Source organism: Pseudomonas sp. RIT411 (assembly GCF_003057735.2).
Classification (GTDB): domain Bacteria; phylum Pseudomonadota; class Gammaproteobacteria; order Pseudomonadales; family Pseudomonadaceae; genus Chryseomonas; species Chryseomonas oryzihabitans.
On record NZ_QBIZ02000003.1, the window covers coordinates 324,118 to 349,826 of the forward strand.

General features: G+C 66.8%; 27 protein-coding genes. 13 read left to right on the forward strand and 14 right to left on the reverse strand.

What is annotated here, in order from left to right; translation table 11 throughout:
* Nucleotides 1–3: 3 nt before the first annotated feature.
* Together DBY63_RS06845 and DBY63_RS06850 are read right to left on the reverse strand one after the other, a co-directional pair.
* Entirely contained in the window at nt 4–582 is a 579-nt protein-coding gene (locus DBY63_RS06845; RefSeq protein WP_027598178.1) for a mechanosensitive ion channel family protein, read from the reverse strand.
* Nucleotides 582–2,495 (reverse strand): ATP-binding cassette domain-containing protein, encoded by a 1,914-nt coding sequence (locus DBY63_RS06850; protein ID WP_108581532.1) that lies wholly within the window; start codon nt 2,493–2,495, stop codon nt 582–584. Before DBY63_RS06850 ends, DBY63_RS06845 begins: the two co-directional genes overlap by 1 nt.
* Nucleotides 2,496–2,542: 47 nt before the next feature.
* Here DBY63_RS06850 and DBY63_RS06855 point away from each other — a divergent pair, with 47 nt between their 5' ends.
* A complete protein-coding gene (locus tag DBY63_RS06855) occupies nt 2,543–3,007 on the forward strand; it encodes a TIGR02444 family protein (protein WP_027598176.1) in 465 nt (154 codons plus the stop codon).
* Here the strand turns inward: DBY63_RS06855 and DBY63_RS06860 are convergent.
* The 8 genes from DBY63_RS06860 to DBY63_RS06895 all read right to left on the reverse strand — a co-directional run bounded on the left by DBY63_RS06860 (nt 3,004) and on the right by DBY63_RS06895 (nt 10,167).
* The gene (locus DBY63_RS06860) at nt 3,004–3,480 is read right to left on the reverse strand and encodes an Rsd/AlgQ family anti-sigma factor (RefSeq protein ID WP_007161363.1); all 477 of its coding nucleotides are present in this window, start codon (nt 3,478–3,480) and stop codon (nt 3,004–3,006) included. The genes DBY63_RS06855 and DBY63_RS06860 overlap by 4 nt on opposite strands.
* A gap of 109 nt (nt 3,481–3,589) precedes the next feature.
* Nucleotides 3,590–4,075, reverse strand: a complete 486-nt coding sequence (locus DBY63_RS06865; RefSeq protein WP_027598175.1) for a disulfide bond formation protein B — start codon at nt 4,073–4,075, stop codon at nt 3,590–3,592.
* 88 nt (nt 4,076–4,163) lie between these two features.
* Nucleotides 4,164–5,372, reverse strand: a complete 1,209-nt coding sequence (locus DBY63_RS06870; RefSeq protein ID WP_027598174.1) for a heme biosynthesis HemY N-terminal domain-containing protein — start codon at nt 5,370–5,372, stop codon at nt 4,164–4,166.
* On the reverse strand, nt 5,369–6,535 hold the full coding sequence (locus tag DBY63_RS06875; RefSeq protein WP_042135286.1) for a uroporphyrinogen-III C-methyltransferase: 1,167 nt from the start codon (nt 6,533–6,535) through the stop codon (nt 5,369–5,371). Before DBY63_RS06875 ends, DBY63_RS06870 begins: the two co-directional genes overlap by 4 nt.
* Nucleotides 6,536–6,552: 17 nt before the next feature.
* Entirely contained in the window at nt 6,553–7,311 is a 759-nt protein-coding gene (locus DBY63_RS06880) for a uroporphyrinogen-III synthase (protein WP_042135284.1), read from the reverse strand.
* The gene (hemC, locus tag DBY63_RS06885; protein ID WP_027598171.1) at nt 7,308–8,252 is read right to left on the reverse strand and encodes a hydroxymethylbilane synthase; all 945 of its coding nucleotides are present in this window, start codon (nt 8,250–8,252) and stop codon (nt 7,308–7,310) included. Before hemC ends, DBY63_RS06880 begins: the two co-directional genes overlap by 4 nt.
* Before the next feature lie 87 nt (nt 8,253–8,339).
* Complete coding sequence (locus tag DBY63_RS06890) at nt 8,340–9,086, reverse strand: LytTR family DNA-binding domain-containing protein (protein WP_007161369.1); 747 nt, start codon at nt 9,084–9,086, stop codon at nt 8,340–8,342.
* Nucleotides 9,087–9,090: 4 nt separating this feature from the next.
* A complete protein-coding gene (locus DBY63_RS06895) occupies nt 9,091–10,167 on the reverse strand; it encodes a sensor histidine kinase (RefSeq protein WP_007161370.1) in 1,077 nt (358 codons plus the stop codon).
* A gap of 128 nt (nt 10,168–10,295) precedes the next feature.
* Between DBY63_RS06895 and argH the strand changes: the two genes are divergently transcribed.
* On the forward strand, nt 10,296–11,690 hold the full coding sequence (gene argH / locus DBY63_RS06900) for an argininosuccinate lyase (protein WP_108581533.1): 1,395 nt from the start codon (nt 10,296–10,298) through the stop codon (nt 11,688–11,690).
* Nucleotides 11,691–12,021: 331 nt separating this feature from the next.
* On the forward strand, nt 12,022–12,750 hold the full coding sequence (locus DBY63_RS06905; protein ID WP_108581534.1) for an endo alpha-1,4 polygalactosaminidase: 729 nt from the start codon (nt 12,022–12,024) through the stop codon (nt 12,748–12,750).
* 8 nt (nt 12,751–12,758) lie between these two features.
* On the opposite strand, the gene DBY63_RS06910 is transcribed toward DBY63_RS06905, so the two are convergent.
* Both DBY63_RS06910 and DBY63_RS06915 read right to left on the reverse strand, forming a co-directional pair.
* Complete coding sequence (locus DBY63_RS06910; protein ID WP_074583503.1) at nt 12,759–13,634, reverse strand: NAD(P)-dependent oxidoreductase; 876 nt, start codon at nt 13,632–13,634, stop codon at nt 12,759–12,761.
* Nucleotides 13,635–13,670: 36 nt separating this feature from the next.
* On the reverse strand, nt 13,671–14,657 hold the full coding sequence (locus DBY63_RS06915; protein WP_007161374.1) for a magnesium transporter CorA family protein: 987 nt from the start codon (nt 14,655–14,657) through the stop codon (nt 13,671–13,673).
* Between the two features lie 55 nt (nt 14,658–14,712).
* Between DBY63_RS06915 and DBY63_RS06920 the strand changes: the two genes are divergently transcribed.
* Nucleotides 14,713–14,991 carry a hypothetical protein gene (locus DBY63_RS06920; RefSeq protein WP_027600343.1) on the forward strand — a complete coding sequence of 93 codons (279 nt, stop codon included), beginning with the start codon at nt 14,713–14,715 and terminating at the stop codon, nt 14,989–14,991.
* On the opposite strand, the gene rnk is transcribed toward DBY63_RS06920, so the two are convergent.
* On the reverse strand, nt 14,988–15,371 hold the full coding sequence (gene rnk / locus DBY63_RS06925) for a nucleoside diphosphate kinase regulator (RefSeq protein ID WP_007161376.1): 384 nt from the start codon (nt 15,369–15,371) through the stop codon (nt 14,988–14,990). The genes DBY63_RS06920 and rnk overlap by 4 nt on opposite strands.
* A 192-nt stretch (nt 15,372–15,563) precedes the next feature.
* Nucleotides 15,564–15,893: an iron donor protein CyaY gene (gene cyaY / locus DBY63_RS06930; protein WP_027598165.1), complete on the reverse strand. Its 330-nt coding sequence runs from the start codon at nt 15,891–15,893 to the stop codon at nt 15,564–15,566.
* Between the two features lie 169 nt (nt 15,894–16,062).
* Here cyaY and DBY63_RS06935 point away from each other — a divergent pair, with 169 nt between their 5' ends.
* The 9 genes from DBY63_RS06935 (at nt 16,063) to DBY63_RS06975 (ending at nt 25,709) form a co-directional block, all read left to right on the forward strand.
* Nucleotides 16,063–16,188 carry a lipoprotein gene (locus DBY63_RS06935; protein ID WP_007161378.1) on the forward strand — a complete coding sequence of 42 codons (126 nt, stop codon included), beginning with the start codon at nt 16,063–16,065 and terminating at the stop codon, nt 16,186–16,188.
* Between the two features lie 9 nt (nt 16,189–16,197).
* Nucleotides 16,198–17,445: a diaminopimelate decarboxylase gene (lysA, locus tag DBY63_RS06940; protein WP_027600344.1), complete on the forward strand. Its 1,248-nt coding sequence runs from the start codon at nt 16,198–16,200 to the stop codon at nt 17,443–17,445.
* Nucleotides 17,446–17,455: 10 nt separating this feature from the next.
* The gene (dapF, locus tag DBY63_RS06945) at nt 17,456–18,286 is read left to right on the forward strand and encodes a diaminopimelate epimerase (RefSeq protein ID WP_007161380.1); all 831 of its coding nucleotides are present in this window, start codon (nt 17,456–17,458) and stop codon (nt 18,284–18,286) included.
* Complete coding sequence (locus DBY63_RS06950) at nt 18,283–18,969, forward strand: DUF484 family protein (RefSeq protein WP_007161381.1); 687 nt, start codon at nt 18,283–18,285, stop codon at nt 18,967–18,969. The genes dapF and DBY63_RS06950 overlap by 4 nt, the downstream gene beginning before the upstream one ends.
* 15 nt (nt 18,970–18,984) lie before the next feature.
* Complete coding sequence (xerC, locus tag DBY63_RS06955) at nt 18,985–19,878, forward strand: tyrosine recombinase XerC (RefSeq protein ID WP_007161382.1); 894 nt, start codon at nt 18,985–18,987, stop codon at nt 19,876–19,878.
* The gene (locus DBY63_RS06960) at nt 19,875–20,567 is read left to right on the forward strand and encodes an HAD-IA family hydrolase (RefSeq protein WP_042135278.1); all 693 of its coding nucleotides are present in this window, start codon (nt 19,875–19,877) and stop codon (nt 20,565–20,567) included. The genes xerC and DBY63_RS06960 overlap by 4 nt, the downstream gene beginning before the upstream one ends.
* A gap of 990 nt (nt 20,568–21,557) precedes the next feature.
* A complete protein-coding gene (locus tag DBY63_RS06965; RefSeq protein WP_027598161.1) occupies nt 21,558–22,937 on the forward strand; it encodes a hypothetical protein in 1,380 nt (459 codons plus the stop codon).
* Nucleotides 22,938–22,981: 44 nt separating this feature from the next.
* The gene (locus tag DBY63_RS06970; protein WP_042135276.1) at nt 22,982–24,154 is read left to right on the forward strand and encodes a DegT/DnrJ/EryC1/StrS family aminotransferase; all 1,173 of its coding nucleotides are present in this window, start codon (nt 22,982–22,984) and stop codon (nt 24,152–24,154) included.
* A gap of 19 nt (nt 24,155–24,173) precedes the next feature.
* Nucleotides 24,174–25,709 carry an oligosaccharide flippase family protein gene (locus tag DBY63_RS06975; protein WP_108581535.1) on the forward strand — a complete coding sequence of 512 codons (1,536 nt, stop codon included), beginning with the start codon at nt 24,174–24,176 and terminating at the stop codon, nt 25,707–25,709.

Genomic DNA, 25,709 nt, shown 5'->3' on the forward strand with positions numbered 1-25,709 from the left:
GGTTCACCTGTCGAGATGGAAATCGAAGGAGCCGTCGGCATCGCGCCAGCGGCGGACCGACTTCTGGAAGAACTGGGTGTTGGGAATCTGCACCAGGGCGCCTTCCTGGTTGTCGTCCAGTTCCTGCAGGGTCACGAAGAGCATGTTGATCGCCACCACCCGGCCCTTGATGCCGGGTTTGTCCGAGGCGTCCAGCACCTCGATGCGATCGCCCAGGCGGAAGGGGCCGACGGTAAAGATCAGCACCGCGCAGAACAGGTTGGAGAGCACGCTCCAGATGGCGAAGAAGGCCACCGCGGCCACGGCGACGAAACCGGAAATGGCCGTCCAGAGCACCGCTGCGGACACCCCGAAGCGCTCCAGGGCCATGAGGATGGCACTGCCCATGATCAGCCAGCGCAGGGTGCCGCGCAGGCCGAGGACGATCTGCGGCGGCAGCGGATAGCGTTCGCCCAGGCCGGTGACGGCGCGGGCGACGATGCGCTGCAGCACATAGCCGATCAGCAGTACCAGGGCGACCTGGCCGGCCACCAGCAGGTAGTCGCCCCACCCCGGCAGCCAGGTGTGCAGCCACTCGGTCATCAGGCCCCCTCGAGTTCGGCTTGCAGGCTTTCCAGCCGTTCCAGGGCCTCCAGCCACTGCTCTTCCAGCTCGGCTTCGCGGGTCTTGGCCGCGGCCTGGTCGGCCAGCGCCTGGCGCAGTTCTTCCTTGCGCGCGGCGTCATAGAGACCGCTGTCACCCAGACGGGCTTCCAGGGCGGCGAGCCTTTCCTGCAGCTTGCCCAGCTCGGCTTCCAGCTTGTCGGCGGCCTTCTTCAGCGGTGCCAGCTGCTGTCGCAGGGCGGCAGCGGCCTGGCGCTGGGCCTTGCGATCGGTCTTGTCGACCGCGGCGCCCTCACCGGCGGCGAGGCCCGGCTCCTGGCGGGCGCGGAAGTCCACCAGCCAGCGGCTGTAGTCGTCCAGATCGCCGTCGAAGGCCTGCACCTTGCCATCGGCCACCAGCAGGAATTCGTCGGTGGTACTCTTGAGCAGATGACGATCGTGGGAAACCACCAGCACCGCCCCGGCGAATTCCTGCAGGGCCAGGGTCAGGGCCAGGCGCATGTCCAGGTCCAGGTGGTTGGTGGGTTCGTCCAGCAGCAGCAGATTGGGCTTCTGCCAGGCGATCAGCGCCAGGGCCAGGCGCGCCTTCTCGCCACCGGAGAAATTCAGCACCGCCTCGTCGCAGCGCGGACCGCGGAAATCGAAGCCGCCGAGGAAGTCGCGCAGGCTCTGTTCGCGCTCGCCGGGGGCGATGCGTTGCAGGTGCAGCAAGGGACTGGCCTTGGCGTCCAGCGAATCGAGCTGGTGCTGGGCGAAGTAGCCGATGGCCAGGTTCTCGCCGCGCTGCAGCCGGCCGCCAAGGGGTTCGAGTTCGGCGGCCAGGGTCTTGATCAGGGTCGACTTGCCGGCACCGTTGGGGCCGAGCAGGCCGATGCGGGCGCCTGGCGTCAGCTGCAGCTTGACCGGGTGCAGGATGGTGGTCTCGCCGTAGCCGAGTCGGCCTTCGGCCAGGTCGAGCAACGGACTGGACAGCTTGTCCGCCTCGCGGAAGACGAATTCGAAGGGCGAATCGACATGGGCCGGCGCCAGCTCTTCCAGGCGTTCCAGGGCCTTGATCCGGCTCTGTGCCTGACGGGCCTTGGTGGCCTGGGCCTTGAAGCGGGCGATGTACTTCTCCATGTGGGCGCGCTGGGCCTGCTGCTTGTCGTAGGCCTGCTGCTGCTGCGCCAGGCGCTCGGCGCGAGTACGCTCGAAGCTGGAGTAGCCGCCGCGATAGAGCACGAGTTTCTGCTGGTCCAGGTGCACCACATGATCGACCACGGCATCGAGGAAGTCGCGGTCGTGGGAGATCAGGATCAGGGTGCCGGGATAGCCCTTGAGCCAGTCTTCCAGCCAGAGGATGGCGTCCAGATCCAGGTGGTTGGTGGGTTCGTCGAGCAGCAGCAGGTCCGAGGGGCACATCAGCGCCTGGGCCAGGTTGAGGCGCATCCGCCAGCCACCGGAGAAGTCGCCGACCTGGCGCTCCATCTGCGAGGCGGTAAAGCCCAGACCGGCCAGCAGCTTGCGGGCCCGGGCATCGGCGGTATAGCCGTCGGCGGCCTCGAAGTCGGCATGCAGCCGGCCAAGGGCGTTGCCGTCCTGGGCCGCTTCGGCCGCCGCCAGTTCGCGCTGGATGCGGCGCAGGTCGATGTCGCCGTCCAGCACATAGTCCACCGCCAGCCGCTCCAGGGTATCCACCTCCTGGCGCATGTGGGCGATGCGCCAGGCCGCCGGGATGTGGCAGTCGCCGGCATCGGCCCCGAGCTGCCCGCGCAGCAGGGCGAAGAGACTGGATTTACCGGCGCCATTGGCACCGATCAGACCGGCTTTCTGGCCGGGATGCAGGGTCAGTTCAGCGCTTTCGAGCAGACGCTGGGGACCACGCTGTAGAGTAAGGTTCTGTAGTCGGATCATGGCGGCGGAGTGTAGCAGCTCCACCACCCACGAACGGGGAGGCGGACATGCAAGAGGACCTGTGGGAATTCGCGTTGGCAGTATACGCCCGGCCCGGCGTGGAAGGCGCCTGTTTGCGTCTGCAAGAGGCCGGCGCCGACGTCTGTCTGGTGCTGACGGCGCTCTGGCTGGATCGCCGCAACTGCGCCCTGGATGCCGAGGGCCTGGCCCGGCTGCAGCGCGCCTCGCAGCACTGGCAGGATACGGTGGTACGCCCCCTGCGCCAGTTGCGCCAGGCCTGGAAGGCCGCGTCCAGCGCGGACGAGAGCCTGGCGGCCCTGCGGGAGCAGCTCAAGGGACTGGAATTGGCCGCGGAACGTGAACAGCTCGCGCGTCTGGCACGACTCGCGGGCCATTGGCCGTGTCGCGGGGCACAGGGCCCGGGGGATTGGCTGCACGCGCTGGCACCGCGCGAGGCAGCCGCAGCGGACCTCGACCTGCTGGCCGAGGCCGCGCGGGGGAACCGGGGCTAGACCGACGCCAGCCGCGGTTGCTGGTGCGAGGTGTGCAGCACCTCGATCAGGCAGTCTTCGAGTTCGAAGCGCTCGCGCAGGGTTTCGCCCAGCAGCTTGAGTTCGATGGTCAGCAGACCCGGGTCCCGATAGGCCCCGCGCTCGAATCTGTCGTTGAAGTTCAGAGCGGCGTCCGTCAGGGCCTGCAGGCGCGGATAGACGCTGTCGGCGAACTCGATGGCGCGCTCGTCCTGGAATTCCCGGGCTTCGGCCACCAGTTGCTCGTAGATCTCGAAATGCGCGGTGGACATGTAGTCGACCAGCATGTCGCAGAGCCGCTCCAGTTCGCTGACCTCGCGCACCGGTCCCAGCAGGGGCTCCATGTCCAGGGTTTCGTAAGCGGTCACCAGCTCGCGGCGGGCAATCAGCCAGCGGTCGATCAGCTGGTGGACCCCACCCCAGCGTTCCTGGGCATTGCGGCAGGTTTCTAGCATGACGGCAGCTCTCTATACGGGCGAGACGGTCCGGGCGCAGGCGCCCGGCTGTTATCAGGAACTATACCGACATCGCCTCGCCAGGCGAGTGCCGTTGCTCGGAGAAAGCTCAGCGACGGCGGAAGATCTTGACCAGGCTCAGGGCCATGAGCAGCACGAAGGCCAGCAGGCTCCATTCCGGGATGCTCAGACCGAACAGCGTCCAGTTGACCTCGGCGCAGTCGGCGGTGCCGTGCAGGACCAGGCGGATGATTTCCTGGAAGGGCAGCGCCTGCATCATGTAGTCGAGGCTCGGCAGGCAGGCCGCCAGCTCTTCCGCCGGGACCGTCTGCAGATAGACCTGGCGGCCCGCGGTGGCGGCGCCGGCGGCGGCCAGCAGCAGCAGGACCACGCCATAGATGCGTCGTCCGCGCTTGCCCGGCGCCTGGATGCCGGCGATCAGCGCCACCACCCCGACCAGAATGAAGAAGATCCGTTGCATGACGCACAGCGGGCAGGGCTCGAGGCCGACCACGTGTTCGAGATAGAGACCGACGCCCATGAGCACCGCACAGGTGGCGGCCATGAACAGAAAGATGAAGCGGGGACTAGTCACGGACGCGCCGTCTCCAACAGGGAATTGGGACGTTACGGTAGAGAAAGCCCGGGCACCTTTCAAGGACCCGGGCAGACGAGCCGCGCCGTCAGACCCGCGGCGTCGGCAGCGAAGTGGTGTCGGACTCGCGCCACTGGCTCTGCAGGAGCTGCTGGCTGCGGTCCACATCGCCCAGCTGGATGGCCACCCTGGCCAGTTCGCCGGCGGTGACCGCGGACGGCCGCTGCGCCAGACTGCGCTCCAGATATTCGCGCGCCTTGCCCCACAGCTGGTTGTTCATGCACAACCGGCCCAGGGCCAGCAGCAGCACCGCATCCTGGGGGCGATCCTTGAGCCAGCCTTCGGCGTGGTGCAGCGGACGACTGGCATCGCGCGGACGCAGCTGGCCATAGAGCTCGACCAGGCGCTCGTCCCACTGGCGATTCAGGGTGATGTGCAGCACCTCTTCGGCCAGGTCGTCGCGGCCGATGGCGCGCAGCTGACGGGCATAGGCCAGCACCACCGAGGCATCGCCCTTGAGCGCCGTGGGCACCTGCTGCCACTGGGCATCCACCGCCGATTCCGCGCCCTGGGCGGGCACCTCGTCGAGGGTCGCGATCCAGACCTTGCGCTCCAGGTCGTCCTGCTCCTGGGGGCGCAGCACCTGCTGCTTGCGCAGTTGCGGCAGCAGGGCGATCAGCGCCGGCCAGTCGCGCAGGGTCACCTGCAGGCGCTGCAGTTGCAGCAGCACCTCGCCATTCTTCGGATACTTGGCCTGCAACGGCGCCAGGCTGTCACGGGCTTCCAGATACTGGCCGCGGTCGATCTGCAACCGGGCCTGCTGCAGACCGATGGCCAGGTCGGCCTGGGGCTCGCGCTCGCGGGCCTGGCGCAGTAGGCGGTCGCGTTCTTCGAGGTCGCCCAGTTCGTTGGCGGCGCGGGCGGCGCCCAGCAGGACGAAGAGCGGCTGGTCGGCGTGCTCGGCGGCGCCTTTCAGGTGCTTGAGGGCACCGCTCCAGTTGCCTTCGGCCAGTTCCAGCTGCCCCTTGTGGCGCGCCTGCTCCAGGCGGCGCTGGCGATTGTGCCGCGACCAGGGGTTGAGCACCTTGCCGGTCAGGCCGAGGGCGCCCAGCACCAGCTTGAGGATGTAGAGCGCCAGCCAGACCGCCACCAGCAGGGCCAGGAAGGCCCAGAGACTCGATTCGTAGCGGAAGTTGCTGTAGGACAGCAGCACGTAGCCCGGCTCCTTGGCCAGCACCACGGCAACGCCCAGGCCGACGAGCAGGGCGAACAGGAACAGCAGGTACAGGCGCTTCATGGGCGATTCTCCTGAGCCGCGCCGGCGGCGGCATTGTTCGGCTGGATTTGCTGACGCTGGGCGATGTAGGCCTGCAGCGCGGTCAGGGCCGGCGTCAGGTCAGGGGCCTCGAAGGTGACCGGCCGCTCGGCCAGCTCCTGCAGGCGCAGCTTGACCGCACGGCTGTCGGGATTCTGGTTGTTGAAGTGGGCGGCGAGGACGTCTTCGGCCTGCTCGATGGAGAGCCGGTAGACCTCCTGGTTGCCGTTGAGCACGGCCCACTGCGCCTGTTCCAGGGCCAGGCTCATGGCCAGGCGGACCTGGGCCAGGGATTCCTCGGCCAGCAGCGGACGAATCGGCTGGTCGGCGGAAAAGTCGATGCGGAAGTAGCTGGAGATGCGCTGGCGGAAATCCTGCCACCACTGCTGCAGGGCATTGCTCGGCGGGACCGCGGCCTTTTCGACGCCGGGCTGGTCGGCCACGGTGGTGGAAAAGCGTGGCGGCAGGGGTTCCAGGCTCTGCACCTGATTGCGCAGCGATGCCAGCTGGACGAATTGCCCGGTGCGATCCAGGTCGGGCAGCTGGCGCAGGGTCTGCTGGGCATTGGCCAGTTGCTGGCGGGCGGCGAAGGCGGCCGGATCGTTCTGGGCCTTGAGGATGTCATCGACACCCTGCAGCAGATTCTGGGCGCTGGGCACGTCCTGCAGCGCGGTCATGCGCAGGGTGGCCATGCGCAGCAGGTGCTCGGCCTCGGTCAGGCGCCAAGCCTGGCGACTCTGGCCGACCACCTCCTTGAATTGTTCGGCGAGGTGCTGCTGGTCGCCCTGCAGCTCACCAAGCTGACGGCGGCGCTCTTCCAGCTCGTTGGCCGAGGGCAGGCGGCCCAGATCGGCACTCAACGCCTGGTTGCGCATTTCCAGCTGGCGCAGCTGGCTGCGCAGATCCTCGGCCTGGGCGGCCTGACTCTGCTCGGCCTGACGCACCTGCTGCAGTTGCCAGACGCTCCAGCCGCCGACACCCAGGCCACCGGCGGCCACCAGCAGGGCCAGCAGCGCCAGACCGGACGCCTTGCCCGAGCCCTTGCGGCGCACGCTTGCCGGTGGGGGTGCCGGCGGCGGCGAGGCGGGAGTCACGACAGGATCGGGAGAGACGTCGTCGGCGCGGGGGGCTTGAGTTTCGCTCACGGGAATTCCTTGTAGGGTCAATCCGGATGGTGATGGGCAAGCGCGGCGATCAGGGCGCCGGCGCTGGCGCCCTGGCACTCGATGATGAGCTCGCAGCCGCTGGCACGAGCCAGTTCGGCCACACGGGCGCTGGGTACCAGCAGGGGATAACGGCGCACCGCGGGCCAATCCGCACCCGCACAGGCCTGCAGATGCGCGAAACCCTGCCCACTGCTGACCATGATGGCATTCAGGCGTTCCGCTGCCAGGGTCTCTAGGACCTGCCCTGCGGGGTAGTCCGGGCACTGGCGGCGATAGAGTTCGAGCACCTCGACGCGGGCGCCGCGGGCGGTGAGGGTGTCGACCAGCAGGTCGCGGCCGCCCTCTCCGCGCAGCAGCAGCACCTCGGGCGCCGGGCGCTCTAGGGCTTCCTGCAAGGCCGGCAGGGCCAGCAGGCCTTCGCTGTCCTCACGCTGGGGATGGTGCACCTGCAGTCCATAGTCTTCGAGCACGGCGGCGGTGGCCGCGCCCACGGCGAACCAGGCCTGCAGCGGCGGTTGCGGCCAGTACTGATCGAGGGCGGCGAGGCCCATGCGGGCCGCCGGCTTGCTCACCACCAGCACGGCGGCATAGCGATCGAGATCGAGCCAGAGTGAGCGCTGTTCGGGGGTTTCCGCCAGGGGCTGCAATTCCAGCAGCGGCAGGCTGGCCGTGGCGATGCCCGCCGTGTCCAGGGCGGCGGCCAGGGGTGGATTCTCCTCCGCCGGCCGGGTCAGCAGCAGTCGCCAGGCGCTCATGATGCGCCGGAGACCCCATAGACGGCATCGAGAATGCCCTGGGCGCCCTGGGCCAGCAGGTCTTCGGCCACGGTCACGCCCAGCCCGGCCGGGTCGTTCAGCGGGCCGCGGGCCTCGGCACGCAGCAGCAGCCCGCCATCGGGCTGGCCGACCAGGCCGCGCAGCCAGAGCAGTTCGCCTTCCTGTACCGCATAGCAGGCGATGGGCACCTGGCAGCCGCCATTGAGACGCCGATTCAGGGCGCGCTCGGCGGCGACGCGGCGTTCGGTGTCGAAATGGTGCAGGGGTTCGAGCAGCGCATGGACCTCGGCATCGTCGGTCCGGCATTCGATGCCCACGGCGCCCTGGCCGCCCGCCGGCAGGCTGTCTTCGACGGTCAGGTATTCGCGGATGCGCTCGGCGAAGCCCAGGCGGATCAGCCCGGCCGCGGCCAGGATGATGGCGTCATAGTCATCGGCATCGAGCTTGGCCAGGCGGGTATTGACGTTGCCGCGCAGAAAGCGGATCTCGAGATCCGGGCGCAGGGCCAGCAACTGGGCCTGACGCCTCAGGCTGGAGGTGCCCACCACACTGCCCTGGGGCAATTCGGCAAGACCGGAATGGCGATTGGAAACGAAGGCATCGCGCGGGTCTTCCCGCTCGCAGATGGCATACAGCCCGAGACCTGCGGGGAATTCCATGGGCACGTCCTTCATGGAGTGCACGGCGATGTCGGCGCTGCCGTCGAGCAGGGCGTTTTCCAGTTCCTTGACGAACAGACCCTTGCCGCCGATCTTGGCCAGGGGCGCGTCGAGCAGCTTGTCGCCGCGACTGGTCATGGGCAGCAGACTCACCCGCAATCCCGGGTGGGCCGCTTCGAGGCGGGCTTTCACATAGTCGGCTTGCCAGAGTGCCAGGGCACTCTGGCGCGTGGCGATACGGATTTCGCGGAGCATGGACATTACCGGCACGTCAGATTGCCGGCCATGATAGCAGGTCGACCGGCGCCCCTCCCCCGCTGCGCGCCGGTCGCCAACCCGCGAGCGACGTCAGATGCTGTGCATCAGGCGGCGCACACCGGCCACATGACGGCGGCTGACGGTCAGGGCGTCGCCGTTCATGCCCTTGAGGAACAACTGGAAGTGGCCCAGGGGCGTGCGCTGCAGGCGCTCGATGCGCTCGCGGGAGACCAGCGCATTGCGGTGGATGCGCACGAAGCGCTCACCGAATTCGTCTTCCAGCGCCTTGAGCGGTTCATCCAGCAGTACTTCGCCGCCAGAGTGTCTCAGGGTCACGTACTTGTGGTCGGCGATGAAATAGACCACGTCATCCAGGGGGATCAGCTCGATGCCCTTGCGGGTCCGGGCGCTGATATGGCTGCGCGGGCCAGGGCCACCGCTGGCCGGCGGCTTGGTCAGGGCCGCCAGCTGCATCCGGTTGGGTCGCTGGGCCTTGCTCAGGGCAGCGGCCAGGTCCTCCTGCCGCACCGGCTTGACCAGATAGCCCACGGCGCTGACCTGGAAGGCGTCGAGCGCGTATTCGTCGTGGGCGGTCACGAAGATCACCGCGGGCGGCGACTCGCGCTCGCAGAGACGCGCGGCCACTTGCAGACCGTCCAGACCCGGCATGCGGATGTCGAGCAGGACGATATCGGGCTTGAGGTTTTCAACCAAAGCGAGGGCTTCCTCACCGTTGGTGGCTGTTGGCTCCAGGGCGGTATAACCGTCCAGTTGCCCCACCAGACGGGCCAGACGCTCGCGCGCCAAGGGTTCGTCATCGACGATCAGGACATTCATAAGCTCAGGCTTCCCGCATGAGTCGCTCGCATGGATAGCGAAGAGACGTTGTATGCCGCTGGTCGCGGCGTTCGATTTTGAGACTCGCAGCTGGTCCGAAAAGTGCCGTCAATCGCGCCTCGATATTGCTTAAAGCTTGACGGGTGCCCTTGGGTGGGCGTGGCTGCTGCTCCACCTCGGGGTCATAGGGGTTGCTGATGACCAGCTCGAACACCCCCTCCCGGTAGGTGGCGAAGATGGTGACCAGGCCCCCTTCGATGCGCGGCGCCACACCATAGATCAGGGCGTTTTCCAGCAGCGGCTGCAGCGTCAGCTGGGGAATCGGCAGATCCGCCGGCACCCCGTCCACGTCCCACTGCAACTGCAGGCGATCGCCCAGGCGCAGGCGTTCGATCTCCAGATAGCGCCGCGAGAGCTCCAGCTCCTCGACCCAGCGCACCTTGGTGCCGGGCTGGGCGAGGCTGGCGCGGAACAGCGCCGACAGGTCCAGCACCGCGCGCTCGGCCTTGTCGGCGTCCAGGGCGACCAGGCTGGCGATACTGTTCAGGCTGTTGAACAGGAAATGCGGGCGGATGCGCGCCTGCAGCGACTCGATGCGCGCCTGCAATTCGGCCTGCTGCTGGCGGCGCCACTGGCTTTGCAGCCAGAAGTAGCGCAGCAGCAGCATGGACATGATCAGGGCGATCAGCGCGTGCCTCATGTACAGCCGCACCTCGCCGACCCGCTGCAGCGGTCCGGCCAGCTGCAGCCAGTCGGCCACCAGGGTGCAGAGCAGGGTCAGGGCCACCACGATGGCGCAGCAGAAACCACCCGCCACCACCGGTCTATGGCGTGCCAGCCAGGGACGCAGGCGACAGAGCAGCGCCGCCGACAGCAGCACGATCCACTGCACGAACAGCGACACCAGCGCCAGGCGGATCCAGTTGAACTGCAGGGTGAAGGGTTCTGCCAGCACCAGGACCAGCACCAGCAGCTCGGCCAGCACCACCAGCACGAGCAGGGCCTCCGGTTCGCAGAGCGCCGGGACGAAGAAGTCGTCGACCTTGACCGGTCGGGGGGTTTTGCGGCGTTCGAGTATCATGGAGGCAGTGTGGGTCAGATACCACTCGTCGGCAAGTCGGCTCCGTTGAATCGGGCCGGCACCCGCTCAGGACTGCTATCATCGGCCCCCTCCTTTCCTTACCGACAAGCCCAGCAGCAGGCCGATCCATGAGCAGCGAAAAAACCAACCAGTCCTGGGGCGGACGCTTCAGCGAACCCGTCGACGCCTTCGTCGCCCGCTTCACCGCCTCGGTGGACTTCGACAAGCGTCTCTACCGCCACGACATCCTCGGCAGCCAGGCCCATGCCCGCATGCTGACCCAGGCCGGAGTGCTCAGCGAAGCCGAGCGCGATGCCATCGTCGCCGGACTGGACGAGATCCGCAGCGAGATCGAGGCCGGCACCTTCGAGTGGCGCGTCGACCTGGAAGACGTGCACATGAACATCGAGGCGCGCCTGACCGAGCGCCTGGGCGTGGTCGGCAAGAAGCTGCACACCGGTCGCAGCCGCAATGACCAGGTGGCCACCGACATCCGCCTCTGGCTGCGCGACGAGATCGACGCCATCCTCGTCGAGCTCGACCGCCTGCAGGCGGGCCTGCTGCAACTGGCCGAGACCGAAGCCGACACCATCATGCCCGGCTTCACCCACCTGCAGACCGCGCAACCCGTGACCTTCGGCCACCACCTGCTGGCCTGGTTCGAGATGCTCTCCCGCGACCACGAGCGCCTGGTCGACTGCCGCAAGCGCGTCAATCGCATGCCCCTGGGCAGCGCGGCGCTGGCCGGCACCACCTACCCCATCCAGCGCCAGGTCACCTGCGAGCTGCTGGGCTTCGAGGCCATCGGCGGCAACTCCCTGGACGGCGTCTCGGATCGCGACTTCGCCATCGAATTCTGCGCCGCGGCCTCCCTGGCGATGATGCACCTGTCGCGCTTCTCCGAAGAGCTGGTGCTCTGGACCAGCGCCCAGTTCCAGTTCATCGACCTGCCCGATCGCTTCTGCACCGGCTCCTCGATCATGCCGCAGAAGAAGAACCCCGACGTGCCCGAGCTGGTGCGCGGCAAGACCGGCCGGGTGTTCGGCGCCCTCACCGGCCTGCTGACCCTGATGAAGGGCCAGCCGCTGGCCTACAACAAGGACAACCAGGAAGACAAGGAACCGCTGTTCGACGCCGCCGACACCCTGCGCGACTCCCTGCGCGCCTTCGCCGACATGGTCCCGGCCATCAAGCCCAAGCGCGAGATCATGCGCGAGGCGGCCCGCCGCGGCTTCTCCACCGCCACCGACCTCGCCGACTACCTGGTGCGCAAGGGCCTGCCCTTCCGCGACTGCCACGAGATCGTCGGCCATGCGGTCAAGTACGGCGTGGACAGCGGCAAGGACCTGGCCGAGATGAGCCTGGACGAACTGCGGCGCTTCAGCGACCAGATCGAGCAGGACGTCTTCGCCGTCCTGACCCTGGAAGGCTCGGTCAACGCCCGCGACCACATTGGCGGTACCGCCCCGGCCCAGGTCCGCGCCGCCGTGCAGCGCGGCCGCGCGCTGCTGGCCCAGCGCTAACGCCTGCCACTGCGCCTCTCGCCTACCCCTCTGCGGGGTGGGCGGGAACGCCGCCGGCCGAAGACCCCACCCCTGCCGCTCATCGGCCGCGCCAAAGGGCGCAAGAGCTCCTTCCACCGCCCCGCAGGCGCCTGGCCCGACGGCAAGGGCTCTAGGCCAGGGGTCTCCGCGCAGGAGGCCTGAAAGCCGGTCGAACGAGCGCCGACCAGCCGTTGATAGGTACGACGACTGGTGCTCAGGAAGGAGACCCGGCAGCCGATACTGGAGGCTTGACCAGCCGTTCGAGTCAAGTCTCATGCGCCTTTCAGCCTGTTCCCTCCTGCTTTGCGGAATGTTCGCCGCGGCTTCCAGCCAGGCCGCCCTGCCGCCGCCGCTGCCACAGACGCTCACCTGGCATGTCCAGCTGAACGGCGTGCTGCAAAAGCCCAATCGCACCCTCTACGACATCGATCTCTATGACACCAGCAAGGCGGTGATCGCCAATCTGAAGGGCAACGGGAAGACGGTGATCTGCTATTTCAGCGCCGGCACCTGGGAAGACTGGCGGCCCGACGCCGCCCTCTATCCCAAGGCCGCCCTGGGCAAGGCGCTGGACGCCTGGCCGGGCGAGCGCTGGCTGGACATCCGTCGCACCGACGTCCGCGTGCTGCTGGCCAAGCGGCTGGACCTGGCCGTGCAGAAGGGCTGCCAGGGGGTGGACCCGGACAACGTCGATGGCTTCAGCAACCCCAACGGCCTCAAGCTGACCCGGGCCCAGCAGCTGGATTTCCTCAACTGGCTGGCCGACGAGGCGCACAAGCGCAGTCTGCTGGTGGGCCTGAAGAACGCCGTCAACCTGGTGCCGAGCCTCTACACCAAGTTCGACTTCGCCCTCAACGAGAGCTGCTACGACTACGCCGAGTGCAACGCCTACAGCTACTTCCGCACCCAGAAGAAGCCGGTGATGATCATCGACTACGGCCTCTACAGCACCAAGCGCTGCAGCCAGGCCAAGACCTCGGGCTACAACCTGCAATTCTACCCGCTGTCGCTGGCGGCGCTGGGCACCGCCTGCAAGTAGGGCGGCGCTCAGTCGAGGCCGGCCTTCTTGTGCGACCGCTGCCCCAGCGCGATCCAGTCCAGATCGCCTTCGCCCTGAGCGACGGCCTCCAGCAGGTTGTCCCTCAGGACGCTGGCGAAGGGTAGCGGTACCGCCTTCTCCTGACCGGCCGCCAGGGCCAGGCCGACGTCCTTGAGTCCCAGGCTGAGCTTGAAGGCCGCCGGCGAGAACTTTCGCTCGGTCAGCAGGCGCCCGTAATTCTGGTACACCGGCGCGGCGAACAGGGTGCTGGTGAGGATCTCCAAGAGTGCCGCGGGCTCCACGCCATAGCTGCGCGCCAGGGCGGTGCTCTCGCCCATGGTCTCGATGGCACTGGCGATCATGAAGTTGCCGGCGATCTTGACCACATTGGCCTGCCGCGGCTCCGCGCCCACCGGCCAGGTCTTGCGCCCCAGCACATCGAGCAGTGGCTGGACCCGCGCGATCGCCTCAGGATCCCCTGCCACCACGATGTTGAGCTGGCCACTGGCGGCCACGTCGGTACGCCCGAACACCGGCGCCGCCACGTAGCCCACGCCGGCCTCGGTATGGCGCGCGGCCAGTTCGTCGACCAGGGCCACCGACAGGGTGGCCATGCTGACGTGGACCAGCCCGGCCTGCGCCCGCTGCAAGGCGCCGCTGTCGAGGATCACTTCGCGGGTGGCCGCGTCATTGGCCAGGATGCTGAAGACCACCTCGGTCTCGAAGGCCTCCGCGGGCGACGCCGCCGCGCGGGCGCCCTGGGCGACCAGGCCCTGCACCGGCTCCGGGGAGCGATTCCAGACCACCACCTCATGACCGGCCTTGAGCAGATTGGCGGCCATGCCCTGGCCCATGCCGCCCAGGCCTATGAATCCGATACGCATAGCTTTGCCTCCTCGAGGTGCGATGGATGCCGCCGGCTACAACCAGCGGCGAAATTTGAACCAGGCATAGGGAATCAGCGCCGAGACCACCATGGCGCCCAGCGCCAGCGGATAGCCGAAATGCCAGTCCAGCTCCGGCATGACCTTGAAGTTCATGCCGTAGATGGTGCCCACCAGGGTCGGCGGCAGGAACAGCACCGAGGCGATGGTGAACACCTTGACGATGTTGTTCTGCTCCACGCTGATCAGGCCCAGGGTGGCATCGAGCAGGAAGCCGATCTCGCCGTTCATCTTGGCCTGGTAGTCGCTCAGCGAGCGGACGTCGCGTTCCAGCGTCTTGAACCAGGTCTTGGCCGTGCCGGAGATCCAGGTCGCCCCCGCCCGGCGCAGGTAGGAGACGATGCGATTGATGCCCAGCAGGCTCTCGCTGAGCTGCGCCAGCAGCTGGTTGCTGCGGCCCAGTTGCTTGACGATGGATTGCAGGTCGGTCTTGGGCTGCTGCTTTTCCTGTTGCGGATCCAGGGGTTCGCGAAACACCGCCTTGGCCAGGCGATTGAGGTGCGCCTGCACCGATTCGAGGATGTCGGCCACGCGGTCCACCAGGCTGTCCAGCAGCGAGGCGAAGATGACGTCGCTGCGACAGTGCTGCCGTGCCTGCTGCTGGGCCTTGCCGAGAAAGGCCTTGAAGGCGGCCAGCTCGGCGTAGCGCACCGTCACCAGCCAGTCGGGGGTCAGTACGAAATTGACCACCGAGGCCTGCGGCTGATGCTCACTGAAGCCGCTGACCACCGTGGTGGTCAGGTGCAGGGCCTGGTCGGTCTGATAGAGTCGCGAGGATTCCTCGATCTCGGCGATTTCTTCCCGGGTGGGGATGTCCATCGCCAACGCCTGTTCGAGATAGCGTTCCTCTGCCTCGCTGGGGTCGAGCAGATCGACCCAGAGCAGATCCGCGGGCAGCGGGTCTCCCGGCGACAGGGGCTGGGCGACCAGCTCGTCGGCGGACAGGCGATAGCAGGTGATCATCGAGAAGACTCCAGGCCGGCATCAGGGGTCGCACTGTAACAAAAGGTATCCAGACATGATTGACCACGCCGATGACGAAGAATCCTTTGTCTCCTCGCATCTAATCGAAGCGGTGGAGAATCAGCTTGCCGCCGGCGAGCCGAGCTATGTGCAGGCGGTACTCAACAAGCTGACCCTGGTCGGCTATGACCGCGAGGAAGCGGTGCTGCTGATGGCCCAGGCGCTGTCCTGCGAGATCGCCGCCATGCTCGATGCCGACCGCCCCTTCGACGGCGCCCACTACGAGCGCCTGTTGCGAGCCCTGCCGGACCTGCCCGAGATCGCGGACGACTAGGCCTCGGCCGGCTCCAGCGCCAGCAGCTCCACCTGCTGCTCCTTGCCACCCGGCACCGGCCAGCTCAGGTGCTCGCCGGGCGTGGCTCCGAGCAGCGCGCTGCCGGCCGGCGCCAGCACCGAAACCCGTCCCTCGCCACCGGCGTCCTCCGGATAGACCAGCACCACCTGGTACTCCTTGCCGGTATCGGTCTCGCGGCAGCGTACGCGCGAATTCATGGTCACAACCGCGCCGATCTCCTCGGGCGCCACCACCCGGGCCTGGGCCAGTTCCTCGTCCAGGGCCTCGGCCACGGGGCCGAATTCGGGCAGGGCATCGAGCAGGCGTTCGAGACGGGGCAGGTCGACGGCGGAAACGGTAATGGGCGATGCGTGGCGCATGGCGGACTCCTGGAGGACGAGACGGTGCGATCCCCGCCGCGGGAGGCGGCCGGACCACCGGGGATGACGGGCGGCAGGCGCCCAGCGGGAAGCCGCCTGAGGCGGCAAAAGAAAACGGCGCTCGAAAGGCGCCGTCAGGTCACGCTAGCACAGGGGTCTCGGCAGCGGTCAAGCCGCACCGACCGCAGGTCGTTACAGCCCCGGCAGGGCCACGCTCTCGCCGGTCTGCTCCAGGGTCACCCGCACCAGCAGCGCGCCGAGGGTTTCGGACGAGGTGTCGCAGATCCAGTTCTGGCCATCCCAGTCGAAGTGATAGCCACCCGAGCGCGCCGCCACCCAGAGCTGCACCAGCGGGGGCTGGCGGCTGAGAATGACCTGGCTGCCGTTGTCAAACTTGATCGTCAGCACGCCACCGGCATTTTCCAGATCGAGGTCCAGACCGCTGTCGTCATAGGCGTCCTCGACCTGACGCTGGGTCTGGTCGACGAGGTGATGGAATTGCGCTTCGCTGAGCCGGCTCATGACGATCCTCGAAAGAAGGGAAAGAATCGCCGCACGGTAGCGGGCCGCCCAGATGACGTCCAGTCGCGACGGCGGCCGGCAGCTGCGCTTCAGCCATCCGGGCGTGTCAAAGAGTCGTTCAACCCCGTTATACTCCGGGCAATATTCGCCTGAATAAAGGTTTAGCGTCATGAAGCGCCTGTCTCTTCTCTTCATCGCCTGCGCCTGCCTGCTGGCCGGCTGCGGTCAGAAAGGCCCGCTGTACCTGCCCGACGACCAGAAAGCCGCCAAAGAACACCGCCACGACGTGTTCTAAGGAGCCACCATGGAAGTCTTCGCTGTCCGTGCAGGTGAACTGCATGCGGAAGGGGTAGCCCTGAGCGCCGTGGCGCAGGAATTCGGCACCCCCGCCTACGTCTACTCGCGAGCGCACATCGAGGGCCAGTACCGCGCCTATACCGATGCGCTGGCCGGTCTGCCGCATCTGGTCTGCTTTGCCGTCAAGGCCAACTCCAACCTCGGCGTGCTCAACGTCCTGGCCCGTCTCGGCGCCGGCTTCGACATCGTTTCCCGTGGTGAACTGGAGCGCGTCCTGGCCGCCGGTGGCGATCCGCACCGGGTGGTGTTCTCCGGGGTCGGCAAGACCCGTGACGACATGCGCCGTGCCCTGGAAGTGGGCGTGCACTGCTTCAACGTCGAATCCACCGACGAGCTGGAACGGCTGCAACAGGTGGCCGCGGAGCTGGGTGTGGTCGCGCCGATCTCGCTGCGGGTCAATCCCGACGTCGACGCCGGTACCCATCCCTACATCTCTACCGGCCTCAAGGAAAACAAGTTCGGCATCGACATCGCCGACGCCGAGGCGGTCTACGCCCGCGCCGCCGAACTGCCCAACCTGGACATCCTCGGAGTGGACTGCCACATCGGCTCCCAACTCACCACCCTGCCGCCCTTCCTCGACGCCCTCGACCGCCTGCTGGCGCTGATCGACCGCCTCGCCGAGCGCGGTATCGTCCTGCGCCATCTGGACCTCGGTGGCGGCCTGGGCGTGCGCTATCGCGACGAGCAGCCGCCGCTGGCCGGCGACTACATCCAGGCCATCCGCGAGCGCATCGCCGGGCGCAACCTGACCCTGGTGTTCGAACCCGGCCGCTTCATCGTGGCCAACGCCGGTGTCCTGCTGACCCGCGTGGAGTACCTCAAGCACACCGCCCACAAGGACTTCGCCATCGTCGATGCGGCGATGAACGACCTGATCCGTCCGGCGCTGTACCAGGCCTGGATGGCGGTGGAGCCGGTGACCGCGCGCCAGGGCGATGCCCGCCGCTACGACCTGGTCGGCCCCATCTGCGAGACCGGCGACTTCCTCGCCAAGGACCGCGAGCTGGTGCTGGCCGAAGGCGATCTGCTGGCCATCCGCTCCGCCGGGGCCTATGGCTTCACCATGAGTTCCAACTACAACACCCGTGGCCGTGCCGCCGAGGTGATGGTGGATGGCGACCAGGCGCACCTGGTCCGTCGGCGCGAGACGCTGGAAGAACTCTTCGCGGGCGAGAGCCGGCTGCCGGCCTGAGGGGAGTTCCATGCAACTGCGCTTCACCAAGATGCACGGTCTGGGCAACGACTTCATGGTCCTCGACCTGATCAGCCAGCACGCGCACATCCAGCCCAAGCACGTCCGTCTGTGGGGTGACCGCAAGACCGGCATCGGCTTCGATCAGCTGCTGATCGTCGAGACCCCCAGCACCCCGGACGTGGACTTTCGCTATCGCATCTTCAACGCCGATGGCTCCGAGGTCGAACAGTGCGGCAACGGTGCCCGCTGCTTCGCCCGCTTCGTCTTCGACAAGCGCCTGACGGTCAAGAAGCAGATCCGCGTCGAGACCAAGGGCGGCATCATCGAGCTGCTGCTCAAGGGCGACGGCCAGGTCCGCGTCGACATGGGCGCGCCGCGCCTGCAGGCGGCCGAGATCCCCTTCATCGCCGAGACGGAGACCCTGAGTCATGCCGTCCAGGTCGAGGGCGAGACGGTCGAGCTGGCGGTGGTCTCCATGGGCAATCCCCATGGTGTGCTGCGGGTCGCCGACGTCGACCAGGCGCCGGTGCTGACCCTCGGGCCCAAGCTGGAGTGCCATCCGCGCTTTCCGCAAAAGGCCAATATCGGTTTCCTGCAGGTCATCGACGCCCAGCGCGCCCGCCTGCGGGTCTGGGAACGCGGTGTCGGCGAAACCCGCGCCTGCGGCACCGGTGCCTGCGCCGCTGCGGTAGCCGGTATCCGCCAGGGCTGGCTGAAATCGCCGGTGAGCATCGAATTGCCGGGCGGCCTGCTCAACATCGAGTGGGATGGCGTCGGTCAATCGGTGCTCATGACCGGTCCGGCCACCCGTGTCTACGAAGGCCAGGTAAGAGTATGAGCGACACCCCCGAACTGACCGCGGACCAGGTCGCCGACTGGCTGCTGGACCATCCGCACTTCTTCGCCGATCGCGAAGAGCTGCTGGCGGAGATGCGCGTGCCCCATCAGCGGGGTACCGCCATCTCCCTGGTCGAGCGGCAACTCGGTCTCTTGCGCGATCGCAACGGCGAGATGCGCCATCGCCTGACCCACCTGATGGACGTGGCGCGGGACAACGACCGGCTGTTCGACAAGACCCGCCGGCTGATCATCGGCCTGCTCGACGCCAACAGCCTGGAAGAGGTGATAGGCACCGTCGAAGACAGCCTGCGTCATGAATTCAAGGTGCCCTACGTCGGCCTCATCCTGTTCCACGAGCATCCCCTGCCGGTCGGCCGCAGCGTCACCCCCGCCGAGGCGCAAAAGGTGATCGGTGGCCTGCTGGGCGGCGAGAAGACCACCAGCGGCGTCCTGCGCGCCCACGAACTGGCTTTCCTGTTCGGTGATTCGGCCAAGGAAGAGGTCGGCTCCGCCGCCGTCGCCGCCCTCTCCCACCAGGGCCTGCATGGCGTCCTGGCGATCGGCAGCCCCGATCCCCAGCACTATCGCAGCAGCCTGGGCACCCTGTTCCTCAGCCATGTGGCGGAAGTCCTGGCGCGGGTCCTGCCGCGCTTTCCCGTCCCCTTGCGTACGGTGCGCTGAGCCCGGGAGCGGAGCATGCAGGTCCAGCTCGATGCCTATCTCGATCATCTGCGCCTGGAACGCCAGGTTTCGCCCCACACCCTCGACGGCTACCGGCGCGACCTGCGCAAGCTGCTGAGCTTCGCCGAAGCCGAAGGCCTGGGCGACTGGGGCGGCCTGGACAGTCGGCGCCTGCGCGCCCTGATCGCCCAGCTGCACCGGGCCGGCGCTTCCAGTCGCAGCCTGGCGCGGCTGCTGTCGGCCTGCCGCGGCTTCTATCTCTATCTGATCCGCGAAGGCCACTGCAGCCAGGACCCGGCCCACGGCCTCTCGCCGCCCAAGGCGCAGAAGGCCCTGCCCAAGGTGCTCGATGTCGACCGCTCCATGCAGTTGCTCGACGGCGCCGTGGAGGACGACTTCCTCGCCCTGCGCGACCAGGCCCTGCTGGAGCTGTTCTACAGCTCCGGGCTGCGGCTGTCCGAGCTGGTGGGGCTGGACCTGGCGGATGTGGACCTGGCCCAGGGCCTGGTCCAGGTACGCGGCAAGGGCAACAAGGAGCGGGTGCTGCCCATCGGCAGCAAGGCCCGCGACGCCCTGGAGACCTGGCTCAAGGTCCGGCTCCAGGCCGCACCGCGTGACGACGCCCTGTTCATCGGCCAGCGCGGTCTGCGCCTGACGCCCCGCGCGGTGCAGCTGCGGGTGCGCGAGGCCGGCGTGCGCGAGCTGGGCCAGCACCTGCATCCGCACATGCTCAGGCACAGCTTCGCCAGCCACATGCTCAGTGCCTCCGGCGATCTGCGCGCGGTCCAGGAGCTGCTCGGCCACGCCGACATCGCCACTACCCAGATCTACACCCACCTGGACTTCGGCCAGCTCGCCGAGGTCTATGACAAGGCGCACCCCCGCGCCAAGCGCAAGGCCAGCCGATGACGATTCGCCTCGTGACCTTCGACCTCGACGACACCCTCTGGGAAATCGCCCCGGTCATCCACTCCGCCGAAGCCCTGCTGCGTGACTGGTTCGCCGCCTCCGCGCCGCGGCTGGGCAGCGTGCCGGTCGAGCACCTCTGGGCGATTCGCGATCGCCTGCTGCAAGAGGACGCCGGTCTCAAGCACCGCGTCAGCGAGCTGCGCCGCCGGGTGATCCATCAGGCGCTGCTCGATGCCGGCTACGGCGAACCCGAGGCGGCGCAGCTGGCCGAAGCCGGCTTCGCGGTCTATCTGGCCGCCCGCCAGCAGGTCACCCTGTTCGACGACGTCCATCCCACCCTGGAGCAACTGGCCGATCGCTACACCCTGGGGGTGCTGACCAATGGCAATGCGGACGTCCAGACCATCGGCCTGGCCGACTATTTCCGCTTCGCCCTGAATGCCGAGCAGCTGGGCGTCGGCAAACCCGATCCCACGCCCTTTCGCGAAGCGCTGCGCCTCACCGGCATTCCCGCCGAAGCCACCGTGCACGTGGGCGATAACCCCGTGGATGACGTCCAGGGCGCCCAGCGCGCCGGCATTCGCGCCGTCTGGTTCAATCCCCTGCAGCATCCCTGGCAGGGGCCTGGCCAACCGGATGCGGAGGTCCGCAGCTTGAGCGAGCTTCCCGCCGTCCTGGCAGGCTGGTAAGCCGGTGGAAAACATTAGCAATACTAAATAGCGAAAAGCTGATTTATTTCCGCTCGCCAGCCGTCTACTAGACCCCTGGGTTCTGTTAACCAATCGCCAAAATATTCGTCACATTTATTGCCTTGCCTGGCAGAGGCTTTGCGACTCCCTTCACCAAAAGCTTCGGCCTCGGCCGTTTTTTTGCCAAGCACACCTCATTTGGCCGCCGATTCACCCGGATCAACGGCATTAATAGCCGTCTCGCTGGCCGGATTTGCCGTTCGGACCTCGCGTTGACAGTCCAAACCCTTTTGACAATCATTGCCCCAGGTTCGAAGTAGCGCTGGGATTGCGCGCTGAACCTGCTGCCGTACAGGTCAGGGAAGACAGCATTACCTCCCCCTCCTCTGCGTCTCGCCGATGGCTTTTCAAGTTCCTGTTTTCTGCGTTGTCGGGTCTTGATATCGGTAAATAACCCTCTGTTCATCCCGTCCAGGTGCAAACCCGTGCGGTAGCCATGTCCCGACCGGACCGGTTACCACCCAAGACACGGCAAACCTGTGCGGTAGCCATGCCCAGGCACTGGACAGCAGGGGACGATCACCGTGCCAGCGAGCACCTGCAGGACTACATGGATGTCACCTGAACTGGACTTAACTCTTTTCGCTCATGCCACTTCAGTCTTGCCTGCAACAGGCGGGCGAGTGGCTGCCCAGCCAAACGAACTTCAGCACCCTTAAGGCGGCACGCAGTGTGGCCGGAATCATCGGGTAAAGATCGAAAAGTCTTCGGCAGATGGCCGTGAGCAAGTTGCTGTACACCCGGCGCCGATACTTTCGAATTAATTACCGGCAATGGCTGGCACCGGTACTGACCGACGTTCATCAGACGGTCACTCAATCAATAAAGATTAAAACGATCTCTTGAATTTCTTGCTGACTGCCGGGCACTGCGAAAGCCAGTTTCTACCACGTTAATTGCGCCCTGATTGCGCACAGAGAGGATGCCCCGATGGCAAGGAATGATCTATCGGAATCGACATTAGGATGTCTAATTGGCGGCGCCGGTCCGGCGGGCCTGGGATTCCTGTTCAATGCCATCAAGCGTGGCGCCCTGGAGCAACTGGCCCAGGCCGGCACCATCATCGTCGATGCTGGGACCGAACTCGGCGCCGGCAAGCTGGGTGACTATCAGATCATCGCCAACTCGGTCAGCGACGTCTTTCTGGACTGCCTGCGCGATCCCCTGCTGGCGCCCATCCTGGCCCCGCTGCAGGCCTCGCCGACCTTTCGCCACCTCAAGCTGAATTCCCAGGAAGCGCCGGCGCTGCCCATCGTCGGCCAGCTCTTCCAGCAGGCCGCCGGCCTGGTCCTGCCCTGGCTCGAACGCCAATACGGCATCCCCACCTGGCGCCAGACCCGCATCACCGAAGTCACCTGCGAAGGCTCGAGCTATGTCGTCTGGCTGGAACAGGCCGGTGCCATCCGCCGCGTGCGCACCTCCAGCCTGGTCCTCAACCTGGGTGGCCAGCAGACCCGCCACAGCTTCGAGGAAAGCATCCAGGCCATGGGCCTGCAGCTGCCCCAGAGCGCCTCGATCGACAGCTCCGACAATCTACTGCGCCTGCAACCCGAGGCCCTGCGCCAGCGCTATCGGGCGCGCCTCAAGGATGGCGGCCCGATCTGCGTGGTCGGCGGCTCCCACAGTGCCTTTTCCGCCCTGGACAACCTGGCCAGCGCCCTGCACCACGATGGTCTGCGCGAGCTGACCCTGGTCCATCGCTCGCCGATCCGGCTGTTCTACGAGACCGCCGCCGAAGCCCTGGCCGCCGGCTACGACTTCGACCCGATCCAGGACATCTGCCCCATTTCCAAGCGGGTCAACCGTTCCGGCGGACTGCGCTACCGCGCCCACGAGATCGGTCGCCAGGTCCTTGCCGGTCAGGGCATCGGCGGCACCCCGGTCAAGGTCAGGACGCTGCAGCTGGATGGCAGCGCCGACCAGCTCGCCAGCGCCCAGACGCTGTTCGACAGCGCCGCCCTGCTGGTCCAGGGCATGGGTTACCAACCCATAGTGCCCGAGCTGCGCTGCCAGGACGGCCGGCCGCTGACCCTGCGCACCCTGCGCGGCGGCCTGGACTCCGACGCCGCCGGCAGTCCGCTGGACCAGCACGGCCAGCGCCTCAAGGGCCTGCACCTGTTCGGCCTGGGCTCGGGATTGGCGGTGGATCCCCGCCTGGGAAGCGAAGCGTCCTTTTCCGGACGCATCTACGGGGTCTGGCAGTTCCACAACGATGCCAGTCGCGAGGCCCTGGAGTCGGTTCTGGAGCGCCTGGACAAGCCCGGCGCCTCCTTCCGGCAACCGGCTAGCCCAGTCGCCGAGCACGCTTGACCGAACCGACACGTATCAAGGACTCGATAAGCAGGTACCGGATCATGATCAATGTGACCAAGCCCTACCTTGGCGATAAGGAACGCTTCAAGGCGTATATCGACAAGATCTACGCCAACAACTGGATCACCAACCAGGGCCCTCTGCACGCTCAGCTCGAAGAACGCCTGCGCGACTATCTGGGCGTCAGAAACATCATCCTGGTCAACAACGGTACCCTGGCCCTGCAGGTCGCCTATCGCGCCCTGGGCCTGACCGGCAGTGCCATCACCACGCCGTTCAGCTTTGTCGCCACCACCAGCACCCTGCACTGGGAAGGGATCCGGCCGGTGTTCGCCGACATCCACCCGGAAACCTGGAACCTGGATCCGGCCAACGTCGAGGCCGCCATCGAGCCTGACACCTCGGCCATCGTCGCCACCCACGTGTTCGGCAATCCCTGCGACGTCCGCGGCCTGCAGCAGGTCGCCCAGCGCCACGGCCTGAAGGTCGTCTACGACGGCGCCCATGCCTTCGGCACCCTGTTCGAAGGCCGCTCGGTACTGCAGTGGGGCGACATCACCACCGTCAGCTTCCACGCCACCAAGCTGTTCCACACCATCGAAGGCGGCGCGATCATCACCGAAGACGACGAACTCGCCGAGCGCGTTCGCCGCATGATCAACTTCGGCATCGTCGATGCCGAGCGCATCGAGGGCGTCGGCATCAACGCCAAGCTCAACGAGGTCTCCGCGGCCATGGGGCTGTGCATCCTCGACGAGCTGGAAGACATCCTGGCCCGCCGCGCCGTCATCGGTCAGCACTATGAAAGAAGCCTGCAGGGCGCCTTCGACCTGCAGCGCCCCACCTACGGGACCCAGCTGAACTACAGCTACTTCCCGGTGGCCCTGCGCGACGAGCCGAGTCTGCTGGATACCAAGAAGGCGCTGAACGCCGTCGGCATCAATCCGCGCCGCTACTTCTATCCGTCGCTGGAAACCCTGGATTACCTGCAGCCCCAGGCGATCAAGCCGGTCTCGCGCAAGCTGAGTCACCGCATCCTCTGCGTGCCGCTCTATCCGGACCTGCCGCAGGCGACCCAGGACCTGCTGATCGACACCCTGCTCCTGGCGCAGCAGAAAAAGACCAGCATGGAATCCTTGCGGGCACTCATCACCCCGGCACAGCTGCTGCCGAGCTGGGATTTTCCCGGCGACTCCTCTCCTGTTCTAACCTGACCCTGGCCCGCTATCTCCCATGACCAGTCCCGCGAAAGTGTCGGTGTTGCGCAACACCCTGATCAACTATGCCGGCCAAGCCTATGCGCTGCTGATCGGCATCTTGATCCAGCCGATGTATCTCGGTCATCTGGGTGCCGAAACCTATGGTCTGATCGGCTTCTTCGCCGTGCTGCAGACCTGGCTGCAACTCCTCGACGTCGGCATTTCCGCCTCGCTGGTCCGCGACGTCGCCCACGGCCGCGGTCAGACCGGCGCGGGGCGTACCCGCGGCCAGCTGCTGCGTTCGCTGGAGTTCATCTTCATCCCCCTGGCCACCCTGGCCTTCGTCGCCATCGAGCTGAATTCGGAGTGGATGGCGGGGCACTGGCTCAACGTCCAGGGCCTGCCCACGGAAACCGTGGCCCACTGCATCGGCCTGATGGGGCTGATGATCGCCTTCCGCCTGCTGTCGACCCTGTACAAGAGCGGCGTCCAGGGGGTCGAGCTGCACGGCTGGCTGAACATGGTCAACGTGCTGATCGCCACCGTGCGCTACTTCGGCGGCCTGGTCCTGGTGATGTGGATTTCCCAGGAGCCACTGGACTTCTTTGTGTTCCAGGCCTTCGTCGCCGTGTTCGAGATGCTGGTCTATGCGCTCAAGGCCTATCGGCTGCTGCCCAACCCCACCTGGTGGAGCGGCTTCGACTGGCAGCGGGTCAAGCCCATCGTGCCCTTCGCCCTGAGCATGTCCTTTACCTCGATCCTGTGGATCGCCCTGACCCAGCTCGACAAGCTGGTGCTGTCCAAGGTGCTGCCCCTGGCCGAGTACGGCTACTTCAGCCTGGTAGCGCTGATCTCCACCGGCATCGTGACCCTGACCAATCCGCTGGTGCAGGCGCTGTTGCCACGCATGACGGTGCTGGTGTCCCAGGACAAGCCGCTCGAACTGGAACGGCTCTATCGCAACGCGGCGCGCTTCGCCTTCGCCATCCTGCTGCCGCTGGCGGCCATGGTGGCCTTCCATGGCGAGGCGCTGGTCTTTGCCTGGACCGGCGACAAGGTCTCCGCCCACTGGAGCGAGCCGATCCTGTTCTGGTACGCCCTGGGCTCGGCGCTGCTCGCCCTCAGCCAGTTCCAGTTCTACCTGCAGTACGCCTACGGCAAGTTGCGCCTGCACGTCTGGTACAGCCTGGTATCGGCGGCCATCTCGGTGCCCATCGTGATCCTGGTGGTCCTGCACTACGGCGCCTATGGCGCAGCGCTGGCCTGGTTCTTCATGCGCCTGATCCCCTTCGTGATCTGGCCGATGATCGTCCACGGCCGCTTCGCGCCGAATCTGCAGCGCTACTGGAACCAGGATCTGCTGGTGGCCGTGGTGGTGACCGCCATCGGCGTGGGCCTGAGCAAGCTGCTGTACCAAGAGATTCAACCGCAGGAGCGGTTCTCCATCCTGGCCACCCTCGCCCTGGGCGGTGGCCTGACCCTGGTGCTGATGGCGCTGAGCTACGTGCTCTGTTCTCCGAAACAGACCCGCTCGCGCCTGTTTTCCCAACTCTACAAAGCAGGTATCTGA

Coding starts and splice junctions, on each gene's coding strand:
- DBY63_RS06845 (WP_027598178.1), bottom strand. CDS start 582: ATGACCGAGTGGCTGCACACCTGGCTGCCGGGGTGGGGCGACTACCTG.
- DBY63_RS06850 (WP_108581532.1), bottom strand. CDS start 2,495: ATGATCCGACTACAGAACCTTACTCTACAGCGTGGTCCCCAGCGTCTG.
- DBY63_RS06855 (WP_027598176.1), top strand. CDS start 2,543: ATGCAAGAGGACCTGTGGGAATTCGCGTTGGCAGTATACGCCCGGCCC.
- DBY63_RS06860 (WP_007161363.1), bottom strand. CDS start 3,480: ATGCTAGAAACCTGCCGCAATGCCCAGGAACGCTGGGGTGGGGTCCAC.
- DBY63_RS06870 (WP_027598174.1), bottom strand. CDS start 5,372: ATGAAGCGCCTGTACCTGCTGTTCCTGTTCGCCCTGCTCGTCGGCCTG.
- DBY63_RS06880 (WP_042135284.1), bottom strand. CDS start 7,311: ATGAGCGCCTGGCGACTGCTGCTGACCCGGCCGGCGGAGGAGAATCCA.
- hemC (WP_027598171.1), bottom strand. CDS start 8,252: ATGTCCATGCTCCGCGAAATCCGTATCGCCACGCGCCAGAGTGCCCTG.
- DBY63_RS06890 (WP_007161369.1), bottom strand. CDS start 9,086: ATGAATGTCCTGATCGTCGATGACGAACCCTTGGCGCGCGAGCGTCTG.
- DBY63_RS06895 (WP_007161370.1), bottom strand. CDS start 10,167: ATGATACTCGAACGCCGCAAAACCCCCCGACCGGTCAAGGTCGACGAC.
- argH (WP_108581533.1), top strand. CDS start 10,296: ATGAGCAGCGAAAAAACCAACCAGTCCTGGGGCGGACGCTTCAGCGAA.
- DBY63_RS06905 (WP_108581534.1), top strand. CDS start 12,022: ATGTTCGCCGCGGCTTCCAGCCAGGCCGCCCTGCCGCCGCCGCTGCCA.
- DBY63_RS06910 (WP_074583503.1), bottom strand. CDS start 13,634: ATGCGTATCGGATTCATAGGCCTGGGCGGCATGGGCCAGGGCATGGCC.
- DBY63_RS06915 (WP_007161374.1), bottom strand. CDS start 14,657: ATGATCACCTGCTATCGCCTGTCCGCCGACGAGCTGGTCGCCCAGCCC.
- DBY63_RS06920 (WP_027600343.1), top strand. CDS start 14,713: ATGATTGACCACGCCGATGACGAAGAATCCTTTGTCTCCTCGCATCTA.
- rnk (WP_007161376.1), bottom strand. CDS start 15,371: ATGCGCCACGCATCGCCCATTACCGTTTCCGCCGTCGACCTGCCCCGT.
- cyaY (WP_027598165.1), bottom strand. CDS start 15,893: ATGAGCCGGCTCAGCGAAGCGCAATTCCATCACCTCGTCGACCAGACC.
- DBY63_RS06935 (WP_007161378.1), top strand. CDS start 16,063: ATGAAGCGCCTGTCTCTTCTCTTCATCGCCTGCGCCTGCCTGCTGGCC.
- lysA (WP_027600344.1), top strand. CDS start 16,198: ATGGAAGTCTTCGCTGTCCGTGCAGGTGAACTGCATGCGGAAGGGGTA.
- dapF (WP_007161380.1), top strand. CDS start 17,456: ATGCAACTGCGCTTCACCAAGATGCACGGTCTGGGCAACGACTTCATG.
- DBY63_RS06950 (WP_007161381.1), top strand. CDS start 18,283: ATGAGCGACACCCCCGAACTGACCGCGGACCAGGTCGCCGACTGGCTG.
- xerC (WP_007161382.1), top strand. CDS start 18,985: ATGCAGGTCCAGCTCGATGCCTATCTCGATCATCTGCGCCTGGAACGC.
- DBY63_RS06960 (WP_042135278.1), top strand. CDS start 19,875: ATGACGATTCGCCTCGTGACCTTCGACCTCGACGACACCCTCTGGGAA.
- DBY63_RS06965 (WP_027598161.1), top strand. CDS start 21,558: ATGGCAAGGAATGATCTATCGGAATCGACATTAGGATGTCTAATTGGC.
- DBY63_RS06970 (WP_042135276.1), top strand. CDS start 22,982: ATGATCAATGTGACCAAGCCCTACCTTGGCGATAAGGAACGCTTCAAG.
- DBY63_RS06975 (WP_108581535.1), top strand. CDS start 24,174: ATGACCAGTCCCGCGAAAGTGTCGGTGTTGCGCAACACCCTGATCAAC.